Source organism: Pseudomonas sp. MWU12-2319, assembly GCF_023242525.1.
GTDB classification, from domain to species: domain Bacteria; phylum Pseudomonadota; class Gammaproteobacteria; order Pseudomonadales; family Pseudomonadaceae; genus Aquipseudomonas; species Aquipseudomonas gingeri_D.
Map to the genome: position 1 here is coordinate 1 of NZ_JALJES010000064.1, position 690 is coordinate 690.

General features: G+C 62.9%; 1 protein-coding gene. It reads right to left on the reverse strand.

All coding sequences use genetic code 11. The features are described from left to right. Nucleotides 1–690: carbon starvation CstA family protein (locus M5C01_RS32760; RefSeq protein ID WP_283094145.1), on the reverse strand; the 690-nt coding region annotated here is incomplete at both ends.

The following is a 690-nucleotide window of genomic DNA, read 5'->3' on the forward strand; positions in this document are numbered from 1 at the left end:
TGACAGCACGGTGGTTTCACCGATGTCCTTGGCCACGGCCAGCAGGGCGTCAGGGGTGATCGCAAAGCCCCAGCTGGTGACGGTCTGTGCCACCGTCACCACATCACTGCCGACCGCCGCCGCCGGGCTGTTCATGGCGAAGTACACGCCTGGCTCGATCACCGAAGCGGCGACCATCGCCATGATGGCCACAAAGGACTCCATCAGCATGCCGCCGTAACCGATGTAGCGGGCGTTGGTTTCCTTGTCCAGCAGCTTGGGCGTGGTCCCCGAGGCAATCAGCGCGTGGAAGCCCGAGACGGCACCACAGGCGATGGTGATGAACAGGAACGGGAACAGGCCGCCTTTCCAGACCGGACCTGTGCCGTCGACGAACTGGGTCAGCGCCGGCATTTTCAGCACGGGCATGGTGATCAGGATGCCGATCGCCAGGGCGATGATGGTGCCGATCTTGAGAAAGGTCGACAGGTAGTCGCGCGGCGCCAGGATCAGCCAGACCGGCAACACTGCTGCCACAAAACCGTAACCGACCAGCATCCAGGTGATCTGTACGCCAGTGAAGCTGAAGGCCTTGGCCCACACAGGGTCGGCGGCAATCTGCCCGCCCAGCCAGATCGAGCCGAGCAACAGGAGCACGCCGACAATGGAGATTTCACCGATGCGGCCCGGGCGGATATAGCGCATGTAGAT